Source organism: Paracoccus sp. pheM1 (assembly GCF_018499825.1).
Classification (GTDB): domain Bacteria; phylum Pseudomonadota; class Alphaproteobacteria; order Rhodobacterales; family Rhodobacteraceae; genus Paracoccus; species Paracoccus versutus.
Genome location: NZ_JAGXCX010000002.1, coordinates 328,394 through 351,582, shown reverse-complemented (window position 1 = coordinate 351,582; position 23,189 = coordinate 328,394). Strand labels below are relative to the sequence as shown.

The 23,189-nt window shown below is 61.1% G+C and carries 22 protein-coding genes and 1 tRNA gene; 12 read left to right on the top strand and 11 right to left on the bottom strand.

Going from position 1 to position 23,189, the window contains the following annotated elements; genetic code table 11:
• Window positions 1–14 precede the first annotated feature (14 nt).
• Both KF941_RS15775 and KF941_RS15770 read right to left on the bottom strand, forming a co-directional pair.
• The gene (locus KF941_RS15775; protein WP_214273904.1) at window positions 15–3,137 is read right to left on the bottom strand and encodes an efflux RND transporter permease subunit; all 3,123 of its coding nucleotides are present in this window, start codon (window positions 3,135–3,137) and stop codon (window positions 15–17) included.
• A 36-nt stretch (window positions 3,138–3,173) separates the two neighbouring features.
• Window positions 3,174–4,529: an efflux RND transporter periplasmic adaptor subunit gene (locus tag KF941_RS15770; protein WP_214273903.1), complete on the bottom strand. Its 1,356-nt coding sequence runs from the start codon at window positions 4,527–4,529 to the stop codon at window positions 3,174–3,176.
• A gap of 243 nt (window positions 4,530–4,772) precedes the next feature.
• On the opposite strand from KF941_RS15770, the gene KF941_RS15765 reads away from it, so the two are divergent.
• The 11 genes from KF941_RS15765 to KF941_RS15720 all read left to right on the top strand — a co-directional run bounded on the left by KF941_RS15765 (window position 4,773) and on the right by KF941_RS15720 (window position 12,866).
• Window positions 4,773–4,846: transfer RNA gene (locus KF941_RS15765), tRNA-Gly, on the top strand.
• An 89-nt stretch (window positions 4,847–4,935) separates the two neighbouring features.
• Window positions 4,936–6,612 carry a tyrosine-type recombinase/integrase gene (locus KF941_RS15760; RefSeq protein ID WP_240540448.1) on the top strand — a complete coding sequence of 559 codons (1,677 nt, stop codon included), beginning with the start codon at window positions 4,936–4,938 and terminating at the stop codon, window positions 6,610–6,612.
• A 37-nt stretch (window positions 6,613–6,649) separates the two neighbouring features.
• A complete protein-coding gene (locus KF941_RS15755) occupies window positions 6,650–7,903 on the top strand; it encodes a phage portal protein (RefSeq protein ID WP_214273902.1) in 1,254 nt (417 codons plus the stop codon).
• Window positions 7,896–8,030, top strand: a complete 135-nt coding sequence (locus KF941_RS28375) for a hypothetical protein (RefSeq protein ID WP_276315871.1) — start codon at window positions 7,896–7,898, stop codon at window positions 8,028–8,030. The genes KF941_RS15755 and KF941_RS28375 overlap by 8 nt, the downstream gene beginning before the upstream one ends.
• A 148-nt stretch (window positions 8,031–8,178) precedes the next feature.
• Window positions 8,179–8,499 (top strand): gene transfer agent family protein, encoded by a 321-nt coding sequence (locus KF941_RS15750; protein ID WP_214273901.1) that lies wholly within the window; start codon window positions 8,179–8,181, stop codon window positions 8,497–8,499.
• The gene (locus KF941_RS15745; RefSeq protein WP_214273900.1) at window positions 8,492–10,063 is read left to right on the top strand and encodes a phage major capsid protein; all 1,572 of its coding nucleotides are present in this window, start codon (window positions 8,492–8,494) and stop codon (window positions 10,061–10,063) included. Before KF941_RS15750 ends, KF941_RS15745 begins: the two co-directional genes overlap by 8 nt.
• Window positions 10,064–10,194: 131 nt before the next feature.
• Entirely contained in the window at window positions 10,195–10,674 is a 480-nt protein-coding gene (locus KF941_RS15740) for a phage tail assembly chaperone (RefSeq protein ID WP_214273899.1), read from the top strand.
• Entirely contained in the window at window positions 10,667–11,029 is a 363-nt protein-coding gene (locus tag KF941_RS15735; protein WP_214273898.1) for an HNH endonuclease, read from the top strand. The genes KF941_RS15740 and KF941_RS15735 overlap by 8 nt, the downstream gene beginning before the upstream one ends.
• A gap of 11 nt (window positions 11,030–11,040) precedes the next feature.
• Entirely contained in the window at window positions 11,041–11,508 is a 468-nt protein-coding gene (locus KF941_RS15730; RefSeq protein ID WP_214273897.1) for an HNH endonuclease signature motif containing protein, read from the top strand.
• Complete coding sequence (locus tag KF941_RS15725) at window positions 11,508–12,140, top strand: hypothetical protein (protein ID WP_214273896.1); 633 nt, start codon at window positions 11,508–11,510, stop codon at window positions 12,138–12,140. The genes KF941_RS15730 and KF941_RS15725 overlap by 1 nt, the downstream gene beginning before the upstream one ends.
• 411 nt (window positions 12,141–12,551) lie before the next feature.
• Window positions 12,552–12,866 (top strand): head-tail connector protein, encoded by a 315-nt coding sequence (locus KF941_RS15720; RefSeq protein ID WP_240540447.1) that lies wholly within the window; start codon window positions 12,552–12,554, stop codon window positions 12,864–12,866.
• Window positions 12,867–12,989: 123 nt separating this feature from the next.
• Here the strand turns inward: KF941_RS15720 and KF941_RS15715 are convergent, their stop codons facing one another.
• The 7 genes from KF941_RS15715 to KF941_RS15685 form a co-directional block, all read right to left on the bottom strand.
• Entirely contained in the window at window positions 12,990–13,181 is a 192-nt protein-coding gene (locus KF941_RS15715; RefSeq protein WP_214273894.1) for a hypothetical protein, read from the bottom strand.
• 150 nt (window positions 13,182–13,331) lie between these two features.
• Window positions 13,332–13,724: a hypothetical protein gene (locus KF941_RS15710; RefSeq protein ID WP_214273893.1), complete on the bottom strand. Its 393-nt coding sequence runs from the start codon at window positions 13,722–13,724 to the stop codon at window positions 13,332–13,334.
• The gene (locus tag KF941_RS15705) at window positions 13,721–16,159 is read right to left on the bottom strand and encodes a class I SAM-dependent DNA methyltransferase (RefSeq protein WP_214273892.1); all 2,439 of its coding nucleotides are present in this window, start codon (window positions 16,157–16,159) and stop codon (window positions 13,721–13,723) included. The genes KF941_RS15710 and KF941_RS15705 overlap by 4 nt, the downstream gene beginning before the upstream one ends.
• 171 nt (window positions 16,160–16,330) lie before the next feature.
• Window positions 16,331–16,738: a hypothetical protein gene (locus KF941_RS15700; RefSeq protein ID WP_214273891.1), complete on the bottom strand. Its 408-nt coding sequence runs from the start codon at window positions 16,736–16,738 to the stop codon at window positions 16,331–16,333.
• A 1-nt stretch (window position 16,739) separates the two neighbouring features.
• Window positions 16,740–17,558: a metallophosphoesterase gene (locus KF941_RS15695; protein WP_214273890.1), complete on the bottom strand. Its 819-nt coding sequence runs from the start codon at window positions 17,556–17,558 to the stop codon at window positions 16,740–16,742.
• Window positions 17,559–18,032, bottom strand: coding sequence for a DUF6634 family protein (locus tag KF941_RS15690; RefSeq protein ID WP_214273889.1), 474 nt, complete (start codon window positions 18,030–18,032; stop codon window positions 17,559–17,561).
• Between the two features lie 39 nt (window positions 18,033–18,071).
• Entirely contained in the window at window positions 18,072–19,157 is a 1,086-nt protein-coding gene (locus tag KF941_RS15685) for an AAA family ATPase (RefSeq protein ID WP_214273888.1), read from the bottom strand.
• A gap of 355 nt (window positions 19,158–19,512) precedes the next feature.
• Between KF941_RS15685 and KF941_RS15680 the strand changes: the two genes are divergently transcribed.
• The gene (locus KF941_RS15680; RefSeq protein ID WP_214273887.1) at window positions 19,513–19,758 is read left to right on the top strand and encodes a hypothetical protein; all 246 of its coding nucleotides are present in this window, start codon (window positions 19,513–19,515) and stop codon (window positions 19,756–19,758) included.
• A gap of 331 nt (window positions 19,759–20,089) precedes the next feature.
• Here KF941_RS15680 and KF941_RS15675 read toward each other — a convergent pair whose 3' ends face one another.
• The gene (locus KF941_RS15675; RefSeq protein ID WP_214273886.1) at window positions 20,090–21,070 is read right to left on the bottom strand and encodes an ATP-binding protein; all 981 of its coding nucleotides are present in this window, start codon (window positions 21,068–21,070) and stop codon (window positions 20,090–20,092) included.
• Window positions 21,067–23,175, bottom strand: a complete 2,109-nt coding sequence (locus KF941_RS15670; protein ID WP_214273885.1) for a DDE-type integrase/transposase/recombinase — start codon at window positions 23,173–23,175, stop codon at window positions 21,067–21,069. The genes KF941_RS15675 and KF941_RS15670 overlap by 4 nt, the downstream gene beginning before the upstream one ends.
• Window positions 23,176–23,189: the final 14 nt, after the last annotated feature.

Genomic DNA, 23,189 nt, shown 5'->3' with positions numbered 1-23,189 from the left:
CCCGCGACCCCGGCTCAGGCGCGCGAGCCGGCGGGCTCGGTCGGTTCGGGGCGGCCGAGCGCGCGGCGCACCAGCACGAAGAACAGCGGCACGAACAGCACCCCCAGCACCGTGGCCGAGACGGTGCCGCCCAGCACCGTGGCGCCGATGGTGTTGCGGCCGTTCGCGCCGGCGCCGGCGGAGAGCACCAGCGGCAGCACGCCCAGCGAGAAGGCGACCGAGGTCATGATGATCGGCCGGAAACGCTGGCGCGCCGCCTCGACCACTGCCTCATAGAGCGGCTTGCCCTGCTCGGCCTGCTCGCGGGCGAACTCGACGATCAGGATGGCGTTCTTGCCGGTCAGGCCGATCACCGTCAGCAGGCCGACCTGGAAGAACACGCCGTTGTCGAAGCCGCCCAGCCAGGCCCCGACCAGCGCGCCCAACACGCCGATGGGCATGGCCAGCATCACCGCGAAGGGGATCGACCAGCTTTCGTAAAGCGCGGCCAGGCACAGGAACACCACCGCCAGCGACAGGCCGTAAAGCAGCATGGTCTGGTTGCCGGCCTGCTGCTCTTCCAGCGAAAGCCCGGTCCAGGCCACGTCGAATCCGGCCGGAAGCTGCCCGGCCAGTTCCTCGATCGCGGCCATGGCCTGGCCGCTGGATACGCCGGGCGCCGGGCTGCCCTGGATCTGCATGGCGGGCACGCCGTTATAGCGGTCCAGGCCCTGCGGCCCATAGCTCCAGCGCCCCTCGGCGAAGTTGGAAAACGGCACCAGCCCGCCCGAGTTGTTTCTGACCCGCCACTTGTCGATGTCGGTCGGCAGCGCGCGCGATTCGGATTCGCCCTGCACATAGACCCGCTTGATGCGGCCGCGGTCGATGAAGTCGTTCACATAGCGCCCCGCCCAGGCCACCGAGAGCAGGCTGCCCACGTCGGTCGCCGTGACCCCCATGGCGCCCGCCTTGCGCCAGTCGATGTCGAGGTTGTATTGCGCCGCGTCCTCCAGCCCGTTCGGCCGGGCCGAGGCGATGCGGCCGTCCTGCGCCGACATGCCCAGCAGCTGGTTGCGCGCGTCCAGCAATTGCTCATGCGCCTGTCCGGCGCGGGCCTGCAGGTAGAAGTCGAAGCCCGAGACGTTGCCAAGCTCGATCACCGAGGGCGGCACGATGGGAAAGACCATGGCGTCGCGGATGCCCATCAGCGCCGGGAAGGCGCGCCCGGCGATGGCCTGCACCGATTGCCCGGCGCCCGGCCGCTCGTCCCAGTCCTTCAGCCGCAGGAAGGCGATGCCCATGTTCTGCCCCGAGCCGGCAAAGCTGAAGCCCGAGACGCCGAAGAAGGATTCGACATTGTCGGATTCGTTTTCCGCGAAGTAGCGCTGGATCTGGTCGATCACCGCATCGGTGCGCTCGGAGGTGGCGCCGGTCGGGCCCTGGACCAGGACGAACATGATGCCCTGGTCCTCGTCGGGCAGAAAGCCGGTGGGGGTGCGCAGGAACAGGAACACCATGGCCGCGCCGATGCACAGATAGATCAGCATCATCCGCAGCGGCCGGCGGACCAGCCAGTTCACCGAATTGCCATAGCCTTGCATGGTGCGGTCGAAGCCGCGGTTGAACAGGCCGAAGAAGCCGCGGGTCTTGTGGCCGTGTTCATTGCGCAGCAGCGTGGCGCAAAGCGCCGGGGTCAGCGTCAGCGCCACCAGCACCGACAGGCCCATGGCCGAGGCGATGGTGATGGCGAACTGCTTGTAGATCACCCCGGTCGAGCCGCCAAAGAAGGCCATGGGCACGAAGACCGCCGACAGAACCAGCGCGATGCCGATCAGCGCCCCGGTGATCTGGCCCATGGACTTGCGGGTGGCCTCGCGCGGCTCGAGCCCTTCCTCTTCCAGGATGCGCTCGACGTTCTCGACCACAACGATGGCGTCGTCCACCAGAAGGCCGATGGCCAGCACCATGGCCAGCATGGTCAGCGTGTTGATGGTAAAGCCAAGCGCCGCCAGCACGCCGAAGGTGCCCAAGAGCACCACCGGCACCGCCAGCGTCGGGATCAGCGTCGCGCGCCAGTTCTGCAGGAACAGCAGCATGACGAAGAACACCAGCACGATGGCCTCGACCAGCGTCTTGACCACCTCTTCGATCGAGATCAGCACGAAGGGCGTGGTGTCGAAGGGGATCACGTAATCCATGCCCTCGGGGAAGAAGCGGGCGAATTCCTCCATCCGCGCCTTGACCCGCTCGGCCGTGTCCAGCGCGTTCGCGCCCGAGGCCAGGCTGATCGCCATGCCCGAGGCCGGCTGGCCGTTGTAGCGGGCATTGGTCATGTAGTCCTGGGCGCCGATCTCGACGCGGGCCACGTCCTTCAGCAGGATCAGGCCGCCGTCCTGTTCCGCGCGCAGCACGATCTGCTCGAAATCCCCAGGGGTGGAGAGCAGCGATTGCGCGGTGATGGTGGCGTTCAGCATCTGCCCCTGGGGCGCCGGCTGGCTGCCGAAGGAGCCGGCCGAGATCTGCGCGTTTTCCGACGAGACCGCCGCCACCACGTCCGAGGGCGTCAGCTCATAGGCGGCCAGCTTGGACGGGTCCAACCAGATCCGCATGGCATATTGCGCGCCGAAGACCTGGACCGAGCCCACGCCCTCGACCCGGCTGAGGTCGTTGACCAGGTTCGAGATCAGGTAGTCGGCCAGGTCCACCTGTTCATAGCGGTCGTCCGACGAGGTCAGGCCGACGACCATCAGGAAGCCCGAGGCGGATTTCTCGACCGTGATGCCCTGGCGCTGCACCGGCTCGGGCAGGAGCGCGGTGGCCTGCGCCAGCTTGTTCTGCACCTGCACCTGGGCGATGTCGGGATCGGTGCCGGTCTCGAAGGTCAGCGTCGTCGTCGAGGTTCCGGCCGAGGTCGAGCTGGACGAGAAATAGCGCAGCCCGTCCAGCCCGGTCATCTGCTGCTCGATGATCTGGGTGACGGTATTGGCGACCGTATCGGCCGAGGCGCCGGGATAGGTGGCGCGGATCGTCACCGAGGGCGGCGCGATCTGCGGATATTGCGCCACCGGCAGCGAGACGATCGACAAGAGCCCCAGACCCATGATCAGGATCGAGATCACCCAGGCGAAGACCGGACGGTCGATGAAAAAGCGGGCCATGTGCGGTTCCTGTGCTGTTCCCTCGCGGCGTCCGGGTCAGTTCGCCGGCTGTCCGGCGCCGGTCTCGGTTGCGGTCTCTGCACCCGCGCCTTCGGCGGCGGGCTGGTCTGCGGGTTGCTCTGCGGATTCCTCTGCGGGCTGTTCCGCGTTCCCGGCTTCGGGCGCAGGCTGTTCGCCGGCGCTTGCCGGGGCATCGGCGCCCGTCCCGGCTTCGGGCGCAGCGCCCTCGGCGGCCCCGCCTTGCGCGGCTTCGGCTGCGGCGGCCTGGCGTTCCTCGGGGGTCACGGTCATGCCGGGGCCGATCTTCTGCAGGCCCTCGACCACGATGCGGTCGCCGTCATGCAGCCCCTCGCTGACGATCCAGCTGTTGCCCATGTCCTGCAGGATGGTCAGCTGGCGCTGCTCGACGGCGTTGTCGGCATTGACCACCAGCGCGATGGGCTGGCCGCGGCGGTCGCGGCTGACGCCTTCCTGCGGGGCAAGGATCACGTTCTGCGCCGTGGCCTGCTGCACGACCGCCTGGACATACATGCCGGGCAGCAGGGTGCGGTCGGGATTGGCGAAGGCCAGGCGCAGCGTCACCACGCCCGTCGTCTCGTTCACATAGGGCTCGGCGGCGGTCAGCCGGCCTTCCTGGTCGTATTCGGTGCCGTCGGCCAGGCGCAGCGTCACCTTGCGGTCCGACTGGCTCTCGGCGGATTGCGCTGCCATCTCGCGGCGAAAGCGGATCAGCTCGGCCGCCGATTGCGTCACGTCCACATGCACCGGGTCGAGCTTGCGGATCACGGCCAGCGGCGTCGGCTGGCTGGCCGTCACCAGCACGCCCTGGCTGGTCTGGGCCAGGCCGATCTCGCCGTCCAGCTCGGCGCGGATGGTGGTGCGCTCCAGCTCGATCCGGGCGGTCTGCAGTTGCGCCTCGGCGACCTTGACCGCGGCCTCGGCGGAATCGCGGGCGGCGATGGCATTGTCGGTCGTGCTTTCGCTGGCGACGCGGCGGTCGCGCAGGGCGCCCACGCGCTCGGCCTCGCGGCGCGCCGCCTCGGCCTGGGCGCGGGCCTGGGCCACGGCGGCCTCGGCCTGGGCGACGGCGGCCTGGTAGGTGGTGGCGTCGATGCGAAACAGCGGATCGCCGACCTTCACATGGCTGCCCTCGTCGAACAGCCGTTCGGTGACGATGCCGTTGACCTGCGGCCGCACCTCGGCCTCGGCCGAGGCGGTGACGCGGCCGGGCAGTGTGGTGGTCAGGGCTACGTCCTGGGCGTGAAGCGTCACCACGGTGACGGGCGGCGGCGGCATCTGCGAGGGATCCTGCGCCAGGGCGGCCATGGGGGAAAGCCCCGCCGCAAGCGGAAGGATCACGGAAATCGCCATGCGGCGCGATAGCGCGAACATCGTTTTGCTCCGGCTATTTGCTGACGGTTGCATAACGAACAGTTTCGCACGGGATGATCAATCCCAAAACCGTTTCGGACCGCGACGTTGCGCCACCGGCGAAACCCGGCCGCAGGCTTGGGGGGCAGGGGGCCTGCCCGCCGCCCGGCTGCGCTGCCGATGGAGTATTTGGGGAACGAAGAAGCGCCGGGCGCAGATTGGTCTTGCGGCGGCCTGCGCGAGACAGTAAGCAATCCGGGCCTCGCGGGTGTAGCTCAATGGTAGAGCCGCAGCTTCCCAAGCTGAAGACGAGGGTTCGATTCCCTTCACCCGCTCCACGGCTTCCCCAGAAATTGCTAGAAATCCCTTGTTTTGCTGGGGTTGGGACGTTCTACTGTCACAAATTCTGTTACAAAGTGGGTCTGTGATGGCTGGCGCGCAACGATACCTTTTGAACCGTGACGGCAGATTCTTCGCCCGGCTGGTGGTGCCCAAAGAACTGCGCGCCATCGTCGGCAAGACTGAACTGCGGGCACCCATCGGGCCGGATCGCAGGGCCGCTATGAAGCTGCTGCCGACCGCTGTTGCGGCGATGCAGGCCGAGATTGCCAAGGCCAAGCGGCTGGCGCACCCTGACCGGATCGACCATAGAGACCCGATTACAACGCAAGACTTTGGGCGGGCGGTCTGGCAACGCTACACGGCTGCGCTGGCCGAGGATGATGCCGCCCGCGCTGCTTATCCGCTGCAAGAGGTAATCGACGCCGAGCGGGCAAAGCTGATGGCGCGTCTAAACAGCGGTGCGGTGCCGGCCGATCCGCTGGCCGTGCTTGATGCATCGCTTGACCTCATGCACCTGCGGGAAGCCGCCGCGCTGGCCCAGTCCGCGCGGCGGGCTAGGCTGGATGCCCTGCGCGCCGACCTGACCGCGAACCGGACGCATCTGGTTGAGCATGAGATAGATGCTTACCTTGACCAGCATAGCCTAACTGCCCGGCCCGGATCAGGTGAGCGCATCGCTCTGGCAAAGCAGATCATGCGGGCCGAGATAGAGGCGCTACAGCGCACACTAGAGCGCGACCAAGGCGACTATGGCGGCAAGCCTGCCGACCCCATCGTGAAGCCGCCAGCGGGCGGCACAGAGGCGCTAAAGCCCGTCAAAATCACTGCGCTCTGGTCTGATTACGTCAAGAGCCGCGTTTCCGCCGGCTTCATGAAGGATGGCGGTATCAGGCAACGCCCGGTGATTGAGAACCTGCGGAAGTTTCTCGGGCACAATGACGCGCGGCAGATCACCCGCCGCAATCTGCTGGACTGGCGCGACGAACTTATTAAGACGTTGAGCGCCAAGACGACAAATGACGTTTACCTTTCAACTGTTCGTTCCATGCTGAAATGGGCGCATGACGAGGAACGGTTGCCCGAGAACATCGCGGCGACCGTTCGTCAGCCGAAACCGAAAAAGCAACGTGCCCGCGATCCCGGCTATTCCGACAAGGAAGCGCTGGCGATCTTGAAGGCGTCCCGAGCCTATGAAGCAAAGCCCGATGCTTTCGGGGTGGTCCGCGAGAAAGAGCAATCCGTGGCGGCGAAAAGATGGGTTCCGCTCTTGTGCGCGTTCACGGGCGCGCGTGTTGGTGAGATGCTGCAACTTCGTAAGCAGGACGTTCTACAAGAGGATGGCCGCTGGTTTGTCAGGGTTTCCCCCGAGGCTGGCACGATGAAGGCCGGGCATTTCCGCGATGTTCCGCTGCACCGGCAGGTGATCGAGATGGGCTTTCTTGACTATGTGCGATCTGCCAAGGCTGGTCCGCTGTTTCATGGTTCCGCCGACCCGGCAAAGGCTGTTTCTGCGGCGCGGGCGCAGTCGAACAAGATTGCGGCATGGTTGCATGAGGTGGAACTGGTCCCGGATGGGCTGCAACCAAGTCACGCATGGCGGCATCGTCTTAAAGGCCAAGCCCGCAACCTTGGGCTTGATATGCGGATAATTGACGCGATCCAAGGTCATGCCGGAAAGTCCGCAGCCGACGATTACGGCGATGTTTCCCTGATCGCCAAGGCCCGCGTGATCGACGCGCTGCCCGATTACAAACTTGAATGAAATTCATAACAACATGAGCACTTGTAATAACTAACCATTGCGTTACATTGAAGCGCAGGAACTTTTGCGAGTGTTCACGTTGTCGAGTATCACCAAACGCCTTGCCCGGTTGTTCGGGCAAGGCGTCACCGAACAAAAAGCCTTCACCCTGACCAGCCCCGAGGCGTTCGGCCTATTCGGTGGCCTGCCTGTCCGGTCTGGCGTCACCGTCACCAGCGCAACCGCCCTGCGCGTCCCTGCTGTTGCTGCTGCTGTGGGCTTCATTGCCGAAAGCTGTGCAAAAATGCCCTTTAAGCCTCATGATGAGGTTACGAAGGAGGTTTTGCGAAAACATCCCGCCTTTAAGATTGTTCGGAAAAGAGCGAACGACTGGACCAGCGCCGGGGAATTGCGCGAACAGCTTACCCGTGATGCGCTGCTAACCGGCCATGGCTTCGCCCAGGTGGTGCGCAACGGTATCGGCCAGCCCCTCGAACTGCACCGGATCGAACCCGGCGCGGTATCGGTCAAAACCGACGATTACGGTGAACCGTCCTATCGTATCCGCCTGAAAGGTGGCGGTGATACCGTGCTGCCCTATACCGAGGTGCTGCACATCAGCACCTTGGACGGCGTTTCCCCGATCACCCATGCCAAGGAAGCCATTGGCCTTGCGCTGGCAGCGGAACAGCACCTTGCGAATTGGTTTGGTCGCGATGGCCGACCTTCCGGTTATCTTTCAAACGAGGATACTATCGACGCGAAAGAGGCGGAAAAGATCACGACCGGATGGGCTAGAGTTAAATCTGGCGGCACCGCTATTCTGGACAAGGGAACGAAATACAACGGAATTTCAACCAGCAACACGGATGCGGAATTTTACAATAACCGCATTGAGCAAATCCGCGAGATCGCCCGCGCCTTCCGTATTCCCGTTACTATGCTTTGGGAATTGAGCCATGGCACCATGGCGAACACCGAGCAGCTTGCACTTCAATTCATGCAACTTACGATTATGCCGTGGCTAGATAGGTGGAAAGATGCTTATGCGCGGGTTCTATTGTCGCCAGAAGAGGCCGACGACATAGAAATTGAGTATGAGCCAAAGGCGATGCTTGCTGTTGATTTTGCTACACAAGCCACCGCGTTTAGCCAATTCGTCGCCATGCGCGCCATGACCCCGAACGAGGTCCGGGCTGCGCTGAATAAGCCGCCCATGGAAGGCGGCGATGAGCTTGCGAATCCCTTCACCACCTCGGGCGGCACGACCGCACCGGCACCGAAACCCCAAGAGGAAAACCCCGATGAATGACACCACGCAAAGCCCGCTGGAAATGCTGGCGGCGCTGGAAATCGCCCTGGCATTGGTCAATGCCGGCATCCTGACCGCCGACGAACTGCGCGCCATGATGGGCCTGCCGGTTAAGGCCGACGCATGATCGCGCCCCTACAGCCGTGGCAAGAGACCACCGTTCGCGCGATCCTCGGCCCGTGCGCGAAACTGCGCCCCGTCAGCTTCACTATTCCGCGCGGTGATCGCGTGGCGCTATCGGCGAAGCTGGCTGCCTTTCATGAAGGCGCGCGGGCATGATCGGCATCAACGCCTTTTTCGGCGACAAGGAACGCCCTTTCACCCTGTCCGACGACATGGTGACGGAACTGGAAGCCAAGACCGAAACCGGCATCGGCGTCCTGTATCAGCGCCTCTTGGGTCAAGCGTTCAAGCTGGCCGATCTGGCCGAGGTTATCCGCCTTGGCCTGATCGGCGGCGGCACCAGCCCCGAGGAAGCCGATCGGCTGGTCAGCACCTACGCTCGCAATCGTCCCATTGCCGAGGTGCTGCCGCTGGCAACCGCCATCCTTGCCGCCCGCTGGCTAGGTGCTGATGAGGTGCAGGCCGATGGATAATCTCGAAACCCTCGAACGGATCGAAACCAAGGCCGAACTTTCCGTTTCGGAAGCGGGTGAAATTACCGGGCTGGCATGGCCTTTCTCTGGACCCGATAGCATTGGCGATACGATTGAGCCGGGCGCTTTCATTGTCCCGTCGCAACTGCCGATCTGCCTTGAACATGACAAATCCAAGGCAATCGGCGTTTGGGAAACCATCGTCGAAACCGACAAGGGTTTAGAAGTGAAAGGCCGGCTGTTCCTTGAAGGTATCAGCGCCGCGAAATCAGCGCACCGCTATTTGAAAGCTGGCGCAATTAAGGGACTGTCCATCAGTTTCAGCAATGCAATGTATCGCCCCCTTGCCAATGGCGGGCGGCATTTTGTTGAAGTCCCCTTAAATGAAATCTCTATCTGCAAAGACCCAAAACACCCCGAGGCGCGGATTAGCGCCGTCAAATCGCAATCCACGAACGCGGAGTATCAAGTGGAAAACGAAGAACTGAACCAAGACGAAAACAAAGCCAAGACCCCGGCCAACGATGCCGCCCAGATCGACACCAAGGCCCTGAATGCCGTTCTGTCGCGGCTGGACAAGCTGGAAGCCAAGGCGAACCGCCCTGGTGCGCCGGCCATCGTCCAGGGCGAGACTGCCGAGAAAAAGGCGTTCGTCAGCTACCTGCGCGGCGGTGAGGCCCGCATGGAAGCAACCGAGGTGAAGGCGCTGGCCGTCGCCAATAACGCCAATGGCGGCTATCTGGTCCCGCCCGAGTTTGGTTCGGAAATCCTGAAGCTGCTGACCGAAATGTCGCCGCTGCGGCAGTATGCCAATGTGCAGACCGTCACCGGCTCGGAAATCACTTTCCCGACCCTGCTATCGGGCGTGAATGCATTCTGGACCGAGGAAGGCGGCGACATGACCGCCAGCGAACCGACCTTTGGTCAGGTCAAGATCGCGAACCATGAGCTTTCCAGCTTCTATGTCGCCAGCAACAAGGTGCTGGAAGATAATGCCTATGATCTGGAATCGGTGATGAACCGCGAACTGGCCGAGGGCTTCGCCAAGGTGGAAGGGCTGGCCTTTGTCAAAGGCACCGGCACCGGCCAGCCGCGCGGCCTGATGACCGCACCCGGCATTGCCGAGGTCAAGACCGGCGTTGCCGCGAACTTCCCGGCAGCGAACCCGATGGATGTGCTGATCACCATGCAGCACGCCATTCCGTCCTTCCACGCCCGCAGCGCGGTCTGGCTGATGAACCGCAACACGCTGGCGACCATCCGCAAGTTCAAGGATGCGCAAGGGCAGTATCTTGTCACCGATCCGAAAGACGGTGGCGTGCTGCGCCTGCTGGGCAATCCCATCGTGGAGATGCCCGATATGGACAACGTGGCGGCTGGCACCGCGCCTATCATGTTCGGCGATATGTCGGGCTATCGCATCTTTGACCGGGTGGAGATGTCGATTCTGCGCGACCCCTACACGCTGGGAACCAAAGGCCAGGTGCGGTTTATCGCCCGCAAGCGCGTGGGTGCTGATCTGACCCATGCCGACCGCTTTGTGAAGCTGCGCGTGGGTGCCTAATGGCCCTAGCGCCCGCATATGAAACGACTCTGCGCCACGGCGACCATGCTGTGACGCTGAGGGCGTCTTTGCGGGCCGCAGTCGCCCTGGACAACCTTCCGGGCGGCATCCCCGGCGCATGGGATAGTCTCATGCGCCAGACCTATACCGGAATCCGTGCGGTGATCCTCGCCACCGCCACGGATAGGGCCGCAGCCGGTTTCCTTTTGACGGCTGCGGCCCAAGAGCCGCTTGCGCCCTTCCTCGGTCATGCGCAAGCGGCTTGCCTCAACCTGCTGGGCAACCTGCTGCCCCAGCCCCAGGAAGCGCCCAAGGCCACCACCGCCAAGCCCATCACCCTGCACGAGTATCTGACCGAGCTTTTCAAATTCGGGACTACGATTCTCGAATGGCCCCCGTCCGAGGTCTGGCAGGCATCCCCGGCCGAGATTGACGCGATCCTGCGCGCCCGCCTCGAACGGCTAGAGGCCATGGAAGCCGCCAGCAATGGCGACCACCAGCCCAAGCACCAGATGAGCCAAGACCAGCGCCAAGCGAACATAGAGGCCGGCCTTGATCCTGACTTTGACCGCCACGCCCTGCGCGCCCTGAAAGCCCGTCACGGTGCCTAAGCCCCCAAGGTTGTGCAGTTGCGGTGCTATCGTGCCCCATGGCGTCCTCTGCGCCTGCCAGCAAGCCCGCCAGCTTGAACGCAAGCGCCGGTATGACCGCACCCGGCCAACGGCATCGCAACGGGGCTACAACGGCGAATGGCGCAAGCTGCGGGCCGAATTTCTGCGCCTTCATCCGACCTGCGCTTTCTGCGGTGCCGATGCTGAACACGTTGACCACAAGGTCAGGCATCGGGGAAACAAGGCCCTGCTGCTAAATTGGAATAATCTCCAATCCCTCTGCGCCCATTGCCACGTTTCTACCAAACAACGAATGGAGAGAGCCGCAGATAACGCGGCTTGTGAAAAATGCTAACCCAATCCCGATTGAAAGAACTGCTGGCATACGATCCCGCAACCGGCTCATTCCACTGGCGGGTTAACCTGCGCGGCCCAGTAAAAGCCGGAGATGTCGCAGGTGTTTCAAATCCGCGCGGTTATCGCGTTATCCATATCTCTGGCAAGAACTATCTCGCCCATCGCCTTGCGTTCCTCTACATGACCGGCAGTTTCCCGCCTAACATGGCGGATCATATTAACGGCGACCCTTCGGATAACCGCTGGTCGAACCTACGACCTGCAACCGGATCGCAGAATAACGCAAACGCAAGGGCAAGGTCAGGAAGTAGGCTTGGGGTGAAGGGAGTGTATAAACGCGGATCACGTTACGTTTCGCAGATATGCCACAATGGCGATCACAAATACCTTGGAACCTTCGACACAATAAGCGATGCGAAAGCCGCATATGATAAAGCTGCAAATTATGCCTTTGGTGTCTTTGCCCGGTCTGCATAATGTTTGAGCGCGAACCGGCATTCAATCCCGAAAAGCACCTTTGGCAAGAGGTTCTGTTACTGGCGATCCAAGATGCCCTGCATGGCGTTCCGGGCGGATTTGGGAATAGGGCCACGCGCCTGCGCATGACCGAGGACGCCCGCAACTACCTTACGACACCAAGCGCCGATCTAGCCGAGGTCTGCGCCCTTGTCGGTCTGGATATGCATTCTGTTATCGAGCGGATGCGGAAGCAGATTGCCGCCGCACCCATACCCGAGGAACTGATAGGCATACCCGAGCCTAAAACACCTGGACCGCGACGTGTTGCCCCCAACAAGAACGGCAGAAAACCTAGGCTTATCACGTTCAACGGCGAAACCCTCACTATCAACGAATGGGCCGAACGCCTCAATATTCCCCCTGACACCATTCGCTCCAGGCTTAAGAATGGCTCATCTATCGAAGAAGTCCTTTCACCCGATAAGTTATATACTGGACAGAAAAGCAGGCAGCCCCGGTGGATTACCCATAACGGCGAAACTAGAACCGTAAGGGACTGGTCGCAGCGCCTCGGGTTAAAATCCGTCACTATTCATTATCGCCTTCGCAAAGGTGCGACGGCTGCCGAGGCGCTTCAACCTGTGGCATAGGTGCTGCTAAAGCCATGAGGTGATGAACTGAACCAAGATCGGCAAGGCGGCATATCGCAGGAAGTCTCTCACAAGTTTTTTCATAGTCGTTCTCTTAGCTGATTCGTCCATAGGATAAGACCAGCTGCACCCCTGATATATGTTGGGTGCAGGTAGGTCATGCAGCGATCTATCAGCCGGTTGAGAGTGACGCCGAGGAACTGCGTGAACTGATAGGCGACTTCGCGAACCAAAAGTAGGTAAGTAGTTACTTATCCGGGGGGGTAGGTCTGAACTTTCGCCCTATCTCGGGAACCGGCGGATGGAGGCGCGCGCAAGATAGGCCAAATATAACTTTTTGTTATGGTTGCAACGTGATATCATCACACCCACTTATGAACCGTGTATGTTTGCGAGTGACCCGTTATGCCCATGCCCGTTGCCCTGGTGAAGGCGCACCTGAACTTTCTGCCGGATGAGACTGCCGACGACGCGATCTTGACCCACTACGGCAACGTGGCCGAGGCGTGGGTGGCGTCCTATACCGGCCTGCCTTTCGACGCAGACAATCCGCTGATGCTGCAAGCCGCCCTGATGCTGATCGCGCATCAGTATGAGGCCCGCGAGGCCGTCACTTTCGCCAGCGCCTATCAGCTTCCTTTCGGCGTTCGCGACTTGCTGGCAGGCGTGAAACGCCAGGTTATCAGCATTGCTGACGTTGAACCGGAAGCTACCGCCAATGGCTAAGCTGGTGACGGGTTCCAAGGAACTGGCGCGGAAGCTGGCTGCGATCAAGGATCACGTTGCCGCCGAACTGCGCGCCGAACTGGCCCGCATCAAGGCACTGTCGCCGCGGTAACAATCGGGCGGTTACTGACTTTGCGTGAAATGCTGAGAAGAGAAGGCGAAACCGACCTGCATTTTGAGCATGGTGCCAACGAGCGCCGCCTGCCACTCCCCCGAGAACCCCGGAAGGCGGCGCTTGGCTGTCAGGAGGTCTTGCATCGCACCCTGCTTGATAAGCCGCTTCTTCGCGATCAGCCGCTCCAGCCCCTCAATCAACGCATCCGCATCCGAAAGCGCCTCGGCAATGGCAAGTTGTTCCTTCGGATCGTCGGGAAGCGGCAGCAGAACCCTAGATAGGATGCGCCCGTTCGTGAGTGCTCTCGTGGTGTAAGTTGCCGACGAGATAATCTGGCTGCGGACTGTTGATCATGAAAAACAGTATCTGGCGTAGTTTGAGGTCAGGCGATGAGAAACGGGTCGGCCCCTTAAGACAAATCCACTGAATACCGCATTTTCAATGTCGTCCAACAGAACGGCAGACACTCCGACTTCTTCTGGCGTTTCCGATGTTCGCGTAAAAAGAACATCTCCCTTCCGAGCGGAGAATGCTTTCCTTTCTGCGTTGCTGACATCTACCAGCCCTTTCACATCTGAGGCACGAATCCCGGTGTGACGGAAAACATCCATGTAGTTAACAATGGGCGTGCCGTATCCGAAAAATACCTTGCCCTTGTTCAGCCCGTTCTTGAATGTGAGTAAATCTCCAACCGGGGTCAGCGACCAACCCGAAGGCAGGGAAGTGAGTGGACCGGCCGTCATGCCGCATATCCCATAGCACGAAGGTGGCCATCCACTTTTGAAGAAAGGGCTTGCAGCTTTTCGGCCATCTTCGGCAGTGTATACCCATAACGTTCGGTTAGCACCCGAACCCGAGCGGTGAGCTGCTCTGTCCGTGCTTCAATCTCCGTCTCGATCAGTTCGGCGATATCGGTCAGCCATTTGTCATCCACGACCAAAGCGCGAATCTCGTCCTCTGTCAGGGCGGGATATTTCTTCAAGGTCGCGGCGGTCAGCGCGTCCTCGGCATCCTTGGCCGCCTTCTTCGCTGCCGCTTCAGCAGTCATCAACTTGGCCGCCTGCTTCAGAAGCTTCATCTCCTCAGGCTCTGCTTCGCCCGATTTCGTGCGCGCTTTGATAGATGCCGCTGTCAACTTGCCCGCATCGGTCAGGGCGTCGGCCAACAGCGCACCCTCGGCGCCGTGTTCTTCGACCAGTTCCTCGATCTCACGGCCCAGTTCCTCGGCTTTGGCATGCGCATCGTCCAGCGCCTCCCGAAGTTCAGGGAAGAAGCGGGCAACAATCAGGGGAGGCTTGATGACATCAGCCACAAGGCGAACCTTGTTCACCGTGAGGTCGGCCTCTTCCAGCCATTTGACCTTCTTGTCCTTGTCGACCTCCTTGCGCGCTTCGCGAAGCTCCTTGGCGGCATCCCATCCGTCATGGGCGATGATGAATACGTCATCCTGCATCACGCCCGACCAATAGGACATCAGGCGTTGATACGCCTCATACTGGTCGATCAGCGGCGCGTCGGCGAAACGCTCCAGCATATCCTCGGCGATGGTATGGATCAGTGCCTTGGGATTGTCGCCGGGCCGGATGCCATCCAGCAGCGGGGCATTCGCGCCAGCCCACCCGTCCAGGATCGCGTGGACACGGTCACGGAAGGCGCCGAATTCGGGATGGTTGCGGATCGTGGTGCGCACATCCTCGGGTTCGACCAGCGGGTCCGAGTATCCGGGGCGGGAGTTCGGCCCAAACAGGGCACTGCGCACGCCCGGCATGACCTTCCAGAAATCGTCCAGCAGATCCAGATCACGATCCGGCACACCGCCCTTCAGATGCGCCTCGATGTCTTGCAGGTCTTCGGGATCGGAGCCGTCGATATAGCGCGGGATATTCAGGTTGAAATCGTTGCGCGTGATGTCGGCATAGGGGACGAGGCGCGAATAGCCCGCGATCTCTAGCTCGCGGGTATAGGCATCGGTGATCTTGTGGATGTCGCGTTCCCGCAGACGGTTCTTGTTGCCGTCCTTGATGAACCCGCGCGAGGCGTCGATCATGAAGACCGGGCGGTTCTCGCAAGCGCCAGATTTGTCCAGCACGATGATCGATGCCGGAATTCCGGTGCCGTAGAACAGGTTCGCAGGCAAACCGATGATGGCTTTGACATAGCCGCGTTTCAGAATCTTTTCGCGCAGTTCGGCTTCTTTGTTGCCGCGGAACAGCACGCCATGCGGCAAAATGACCGCGCCCGAGCCGGTGGCCTTCATCGAGGCGAGGATGTGCAGCAGGAATGCGAAGTCGCCGTTCTTCTCGGGCGGCATGCCAATGTCGAACCGGCCAAAACGGTTGTTGGCGGACAGCCCCGAACCCCAAGCCTTGGTTGAGAACGGCGGGTTCGCCACGACGAAGTCAAAGGTCTGAATGGCTGTTTCGGACGCCTTGAACTGAGGCTCGGCGATGACGTCACCCTGGGCGATTTCGGCGTCCTCACGGCCATGCATGATCATGTTCATCTTGGCGAGGCCGCGCGTGGTGATGTCGAATTCCTGGCCATAAATGGTCAGTTGGACACCAGCGGCGTCCGCGGCCTTCAGCAGCAATGATCCCGATCCACAGGTCGGGTCATAGACCGTCTGTCTGGGGCTGGTGGCCCGATTGACGCCGGCGACGGCCGCCACGACGCGCGACACCTCGGCCGGAGTGTAGAACTGGCCTTTGCTCTTGCCGGACTCGGTCGCGAAGTTCCGCATCAGGTATTCGTAGGCATCGCCCAAGATGTCGTCGCCGTCGGCGCGGTTGCGGCTGAAGTTCAGCTCCTCACGGCTGAAGATGTTGATCAGAGCGGTAAGGGTCTTGGTCTTCTTGTCGCCGTTGCCGAACTTTTCCGGGTCGTTGAAGAAGGCCCGGTCAATCACGCCCTTGAGATCGTTGGCCTCCGCAAGCTTGGCGATTGCAACATCAATCCCTTCGCCGATGTCCTTGGTGCCGCGCAGCTTACGGATATCGTCGAACGAGCAGCCTTCCGGCACGTCGATCAAGGCATCCTTCTGGCCAGCCCGATCGGATACGTATTTTACGAACAGCAGCGTGAGAATGTAATCCTTGTAAAGCGAGGCATCCATGCCGCCGCGAAGCTGGTCGCAGCTGTCCCACAGGGATCGGTAAATGTCGCTTTTCTTGATTGCCATGCTGCCCTCGTCATTTGGGCAATCGAATAATGTCGCCCTTGTTGTCGTGCTTACCACAACCCTGTGCGAGAAGAAAATTCAAGGCGATACGTGGCACCATGTCGGGACTGACGGCCGCCATGCTGTTCGGTCTCGCACCGAGCGGTGCTGTGGTTCTTCGGCAACCGGCGATCATCCGTGACAGTTTGGCTCGATGTATCGCCTGAATGCAGCGAGGATTGCCGTGTCATCATGGCCAAACCGTTGCGCCGGCGCTTCGCCGAAATCGACATGGGCGCGGGTCAGCCAGTAGCAGAGCCTCAGGTTGCTGATGCGAGCCGTCCTGCGCTTCAGGATGGTGCTGACGACATCGAAAACCCGGCCCTTTCCCACGTCGAACTGGCAGCGTGGGAACACGGTCCTGCCGTCGTGAACCAGTGCAATGATGGCATCATCGCGGACAATGGCCTGCATGGCGCCTTCCGGGTCATCCGTTTCGATGCGCAACAATGCGCAGGCTTGCGCCGCACCGACCAGCTCGATGCTAGCGAGGAGGCGGTCCTCGACGTCGGATTGGTCAGTGGGTTTTTCCGGCGGCATCCTATGTCTCCTTGGGAACGGCCCGGTTCCGCGTCTCATCGAAGGTAAATCCGGCGGGCAGCGTGACCTCGCTGACGGAAAGGTAGCCGCCGATGCATTCCGGGCAGACATGCCGGCCCTCCGGCAGCCATTTGCGCATGGCCTCTCCTAATAGCACGATCGTCTCACCCGTCGCGGCCACGACGATCTGCCCTTTGCGCACCACGGCGTGGCCGGAGACCAGGGCCGGATCGAGGATCCGGCCGCAGCCCACACAAAGAACCGTGGGCCAGGCGCGGCCCGGTTCGACCTGATCCCAATGCGCGTTGACCGGCAGGCCGGCTGCGCGGCGCTCGATTTCGGGCAGCGTGACCGGCTGGAAATCCCAGACATCCACACCGACGTTGACGGAGTTGCGGCTGCCCCGCCAGTTCTGATGGACATGGCCGAACAGTTGCAACCCCTGGTGCCGTGCGCCGGGCCAGGTGATCATTGGATAATGACACATAAACAGTCGTCGCTTGTCCACGACGATGTCGGCAGTTTCCGAAACGCTGTCCCAAGGCAGCGCGCAAACCCAATCTTGATCATGGTTGCCCCTGATCAGGTGCTTGCGCCCGCGCAAGGCGTAGAAAATGCGCTGCACCTCATCTCTTTGGGCATTTGTGGTCTTTCCGGCCGTGAAATCCCCCAAGATCCAGAGGTCATCATCAGGCCCGACGCGACTGCAGCACTCGGCGAGCAGGAAGGCGTTCATCGCGTCCGTGCCGGGAAACGGACGATCACAGAATCGGATGACATTGGCATGCGAATAGTGCGGATCGGCGGTGAACCAGTGCATTCAGCCCTCCCGTCCGGCAGCTGCTCGGTCAGCCGCATCGAATTCACGCACCCAAGCAATGTAATTGGCCAGAAGCTCAGGCAGCTGATCCGGGCTTTCCAGAGGAAGATACCCAGGCAGCGCAAACTGGATGAAGTCGGTCGCCGGCCTTTCGACACCCATGCTTTTGGCAAGCTCGGCTTCCAGCGCCGCAAAGGGCCGTCCGAGGGCATACCATCGCGACTTCGTCCTTGCCCATCTTGCCTCTACGTCGATCGCCAGGAGGGGGCTTGTCGTCGTGGTGTCGCGACCGAGCAGGGGGTGCCCGGAGACATTACCCCAGAGCACGACTGTGTGGGAACCTGATCGCAGTGGGCGCCAATGATCGATAGTCGGGGCACCGGTCAGATCCGCCACGGTCGGACCTGCTTCGGCTTCAGCGATGGCTTCGAGCGCCCGATCCAGTCCGGCGCGGTTTTCAGGAGAAAGTGCCATGTTATCATCCGTGCTGGCGGGTTTCGCGGGGTCGCTGCCTCAGTGCAGCGTGGGGCGGTTTTCGAGGTCCTCTGCAAGATCGAGCATGCGCAGCACCACGCGGAGATCGGGCTGATGACCTTTCTTCATGGCCCAGGTCAGCGCTTCGCCGATTGCCTCGATCGAGATATCTGACAGTTCCCTGCGCCGCCCTTCACGACTGGCGAAGCGGACAAAGTGCTCACGGGTGGGATACGAGACAAGGACAGGTGGGCATCGGCTCAGAAGCGGGGCGGACAAGGATCTATGGTCGTTGACGGTTATGATCCAGTTGATCCAGCTCAGATTGAACGGCAACTTGAAATACGGGCAAGTCCAGCGCTGCGCGCTCATCGGTTCGAGGAGGGGCAGCAGCGAGGCAGCGAGATCGAACACATGGCCTTTGCTCGACATGACCGAGCCAGCTTTTTCCAACTCGTCGACGACCACAACCAGATTAGCCACGCGCTCCGTCAGCAACATGTCGATCAGCTGACCTGGTTCTGCGTTGGACCAGCCTTTTTGGGATCCGACTAGGCCAAATGAAGCGCCTTGGCTGGTGGATTCATAAATCAGGCTGGGCACGCCGATCTTTTCTCCGAGCGTGCTGCCCAGATGGGTTTTCGCGATCCCGGGCGGGCCGGAGAGCACCATGGGCGGCATCCGGAAGGCGGGATCACCGTGCCGCACAGATCGCCGCATAGCATGCCATATTTTGTCATTGGCCTGGCTCATCCAAGGATACTCGTCTTGTAGGGCTGCCGCGATTTCATCCGCCCGGTGCTCACTGGGGATGTTGACACCCCGGACCCCCGCTTTGATCGGAGTGAGCCGTTTCTGGTCCTCTGGTCTCAGTCTGGAAACGGGCGAGCGATTGGCATGGCAGGCCGCAATATCGGCGGCGCGTTGACGAATGCGGCGGGTTTTGGCCAGAGGCAAATCGAGTTCTGACCACTCCTCGGGTGGCTGACCGGGAGGGCTGAAGCGGTCGTCTTTCTCTTTTGCCATGAGGATCTGCAGCAGATATCTACGCAAACGTTCCTCGATGGGCCCTGCTGTGAATGCCGGATCGGGGAAGGAAAAGCAGGCGATGGGAATGAGCGGCATGACGCATCCTCGATGAGTGGGGGATTAGTTACAGGCCATAGGGATCTTGCATTCGCGCTGGCCTGGCATTCCCGGAGGCACCGAACGGGGTTGTGTGCCGCCAGAACACCGCGAGTCATTGCTTTCGAATTCGAGCTAGGAGCGCGCGAAGCATGCCAGCCTCCGCAGCCAGAACGGCGCGAATTTCATCTGGGCCGGATAGAGTGTGGAGTGTTGGGAGCCTAAACGCGTCTTTTCCGCGTCCTGGATAGGGTGTGCCCAGCACATACCAGCGGTTATATGTGCGTGCCCATTCCCCGGCGGCATCCAACCCAAAGACTTGGGAGGTGTGGATGTCGCGGTTACCGAGGCGCGGGTGATCTATGACACTTCCGAAAAGGATCACACGCCCGACGCGGTCCTGCATCGCGACCCAGCGATCGAGCATGGGCGCCTGCGCAAGATCGGCAGCGGTGGGCCCGGCATCGACAAGGTCGTAGAGTGCGGCCTGGGCAAAAAGGTCTTCAAGTCGATGATCTGGCGGCATTGCGGTTACTCCGTTCTAGCAAGCAGCGTTCGACATGGCCGGGGCATCACAAGCCTCGGCGGACTGGATGGATGACAAGGGATCGACTACCGGCTTCAGGTCAGCCGGAGGTGCTCGATGACATCTGGATGAAGCTGAGCAACTGCAACCAACTCAATATGGATCCTGCCACACTGAGCGGGGCCGTCAACGATTCTTTTCAATTATAACATATACTTACGTTGAATTCTCGCATTCGAGCCAGGAATTGACTCACACGAATTCATGCAATGGAAATCCGTCGTGGAGGCTATTGGAGTCGCCTTTTCGTGCTGGTGGGCACCGAAAGTGGCCCCTGCATGCCAATTTCGGGTCGAACCTTATGCGAAAAACGATCGCCGGGTTGACGGCCGTTCCACCCGGCGTCTCAGGCCGTCTCCTCACCAATGCGCTGCTTCCAGAACAGCCTGTCCTTCGGGAATGCCGAAACGTAGTGCTTGTTGAGAAACGGCGATGCCACGGGGACCATTCCGGTCTTGCTCGACCATCCCTGCACGAAATGATCCACCGAAAGGACATCGCTGCCGGCAAGGTGACACGCTTCGATGGCGCGGCTGGTGATCATGATCGCGAGGCCCCAGCGGAACCCCGCGCCGGTGGCCAGGCGGTGGTAGAAATCCTCGGTCGCAAGTGCCGGCGCAGGGTTGAGCCGGGCGTCCAGCGCCATGTTCGACACAAGCTCATGCAGGATGTCGAAGTCTTCCGGAAGCTCGATGTCTTTCAGTTCCACCTCGGTCAGAAGGCGGAACAGCTGCTCTTCCTGGTAAAGGTAGCCATGGAGTTCAGGAACGCCGGAAAAGATCAGGATCAGCGGCCATTCCTCCGACTTCATCAGGGTTTTCAGCGAATCCAGAATGGCAAGCTGTTCGCGCTCGGATTTACTGCGGAAAATGTGCTGGGCCTCGTCGTAGTAGATTCCGACGACGCCTTGCCCCTTGGCCTGTTGAGTGACCTTGCGCCAGATCTGAATCTGGGTGTTTCGGGCGGTGTCGGCAAGAGGGTAGCCCAAGGCTGCGAGCGTCATGGTTCCGAGGCCCTTCCAGCCACCCTTGGCATCTAACATGCAGGAAACGATCCGTGCCCTACTGCCGTCGGGGAGCATGGGCCCGCTCTCGTTGAAGCTTTTGATAATGTGGTTGACCTCGCTGGTTTTCCCAGCGCCGGACTTGCCGGTCACCAGAAGACCTTCGGTTTCGAACCTGCTGCCGCTGCGCAAACCGCCCAAATGACGACTGAAGATCTGTGCCACCGATTGCTGAATCCTGGCACCCCGTTCAAAAGGGTAGTGCCACACGGCATGTTTGCTGGCGGTTTCGGCAATTTCCTCGATGACGAAGGGATTGGTCACGATTGATCTCTTTCGATTTTACGGAACACCCGCTGCTTGGGAGCTTCCTGGGCTGCAGATTTGGGCTCGACGGATTGTGCCGACGGAGCGAGGGGAAGGGCGGTGCTCGACGGGCCGCGATCCATCAGGTTCGGCCTCGGCGAAAGTGGGCCCGGCGGGACGATTTCGACCGATAGCAGCTGCTCGGATTGGCGCTCCAGGCGTTCGAGCAGGGTCCAGCTTTCAGGCAGATTTGCCGGTGCGAAGAAGCCTGACTCCATGGTCCTGCGTGCCCGGGCATCTTTCAGGTGCTGGTTCTCGATCCGGCACTGGTCCGGTCGACGCTGAATGGCATCCGTGGTTACCTCAACCATTTCGCTTAGTGTCAGATCGAACAGGGCCGTCATCGTCAGCTGCGCATCAATCACCTCGGTGCTGCCTTCGATCGTAATACTGACCTGTCGGGGGAAGTCCGGGTCGATGTGAACATTGACCTTTTTTTCGGGCGATCTGTCGGCCCAACGCTGAAGCGCGGTCGAGTTGTAGGGAAAGCCAAATGGCCTCACCCCTTCGGACGTGACGGTGAGCTGCTTTTTCAGCCCCAGATGCAGTCGGCGCTCGGACGGGCTGGGCGGAGTGAGGGTCGGATAGTCGCGCAAAACCTCTTCGAGCTTTTGCTTTGGGGAGGCTCCGAACATTCCGGTGCCATTATGCGGCCGCAATGGATATTCATCGATCAAGTAGCGGGTGATGATGCCGTAGACCATGTCGGGTGTGAGAGCGGCCGCTTTCTTCGGATCGTAGCCTGGCAGTTCACCGGGGCGACTCCCGACATAGCCCGGTAGGAAGTTAAGGACATCCCACTGCAGCGGACCGAAAAAGCTTTCGACATATGGCTTGTCGGTAGCGTGGTAGGTCCTGCCGTCGGAGACTCTGGAGCCGGTGCCAAGTTGCGCCGCACGAACGGTGCCATTCCGCAGGGCAGGGCCATTGTCTGCGTTGGCCGTCATGATGCGGACGGCCGGAGCGGGCGTCTGTGAACAACCATACTTGGCGGCTTCACGGGTTTTGTCGCGCATCGCCATGCGCAAAAGCTCGAGAGTATTGTCGGCGTTCGGGGTCTCCGACATCACCCACGCGAGGGGCATGCGCGTCGCGATATCAAGCATAACCGAAAGCCAGCAGCGGAACATTTCCCCCTTGTCCGGTTCATCCTTGGCGTTTTTCTTCGCGATCGTCTTCACAGTCACGCCGCCATTCGCGTTGGTCATGAGAGACAAGAGCACTTCGTCGCTCTCGACGCGCTCACCGAACATGACGGCGCGAATGTCCGTCGACCCGGCACCCATAAGATTGGTTGCCTGTCGGATGCCTTCGCGCCCGATGCACTTCTGGGTGGCAGACATTGCTTTGATGCGGGTGCGAATGGTCGTAATCGACGGATAGCAGCTCAGCTGTTGCCAACCTTCGGCGGTTTTCTCGTATGCTTCCTTCGCCATGCGGAGAAGCGACGCGACCTTGACCTGGACGGGTTTCAACCAGTGCTCGAGGACATACCGGATGAAACGTTCCTGGAAGGGATCGAGCTTCTTCCGTGCCTCTCCTTGAGGGCCTTTCATATGATGACGGTCCATCAGCGCGACCGGGTTGCCATCAAAGCGCTGATAGAGCCGGAAGTCTTCCTGCAGGGTGCGACCGCGCATGATCTTCAGATCCGCCACCTGCCGCCGTGCCCGCTCAGCGCTATAGCCGTGCTCATCCTCCAGAATGCGGTGGGCCAGACGGCGAATTTCGGAGACCGTATCCCGGTGATCGAGATGGCGTTGCGTCAGTTTCTGACCGCTTGCCTCGAGATGCGTCAGGGCGCGCATCAACAATTGGCGGTCGCGCACAAGCGCCTGCTGCTCCGTGGTCAATTGATCAAGCCGTTCGAAGCCGCCGGTATAATCCAGCAGCGCCTTGCGGTTTTCGGCATCGGCGGGCGTCACCACCTCACAGCGCGAGGCGAGGATTGCCTCCTCGACACGGTCGCGGGTCAAACTGCTCTGCGTGCCGTCCTCGGCCTCCACGTCGATATCATCACGCGCGACGCCCACCACTTTCCAGCGGTGGCCGTCGAGGATCAACTCGGATCCGCGCG